We start from the raw sequence: 566 nt of genomic DNA, 5'->3' as shown, positions 1-566 counted from the left end.
TCGGTGATGTCGACGGTCGCGCCGGGCTCACCGGTGCCGGAGAGGGTGGTGCCATCGGTGTCGTTCAGCGTCGGGGTGTCGGTGACGGTGTCCTTGGTCGCGGCATCCGTGAACTCGGCCGCATTACCGGGGTCGTCAGTGACGGTCAACGTCGCGGTCAGTTCGCCCTCGGCCAGGTCGGAGAGATTCTGGCCAGCGACAGTCAGGGTGGTGCCATCGACAGTGATATCGGCGGGGTCGACGGTGACGGAGCCACCTTCGCCGTCGGTGATGACCAGCTGAACGTTGCTGCTGTCCAGGCCGTCTTCGATGGAGCCGGTCAGGGTGACGTTGCCGATCTCGTCGGCATTCAGGAAGCCATCGCCACCATCGTCGAAGGCAATGCTGTTGTCGCCTTCCGCCGGCGGGGTGGTGTCGGTGTTGCTGTCGACGGTGACGGGGTTGGACGGCGCACTGGTGTTGCCGGCTGGATCGGTCGCGGTGGCGGTCAGCTCGGTACCGTCTTCCGGCATCGGGTCGAGATCGACCGAGAAGGTGCCATCCTCTTCGACTTCGGTGGTGGCGAC

The 566-nt window shown here is 65.5% G+C and carries 1 protein-coding gene; it reads right to left on the bottom strand.

The window, feature by feature from the left end:
- Positions 1-566 (bottom strand): Ig-like domain-containing protein (locus HXS65_RS17295; RefSeq protein WP_176494527.1); only part of this gene is annotated, 566 nt, incomplete at both ends.

This window comes from Cobetia sp. 5-25-4-2 (genome assembly GCF_013374075.1).
Taxonomy (GTDB): Bacteria; Pseudomonadota; Gammaproteobacteria; order Pseudomonadales; family Halomonadaceae; genus Cobetia; species Cobetia marina.
The sequence above is the reverse complement of the archived record's forward strand: the minus strand, read 5'-3'. Positions and strand labels throughout refer to the sequence as shown.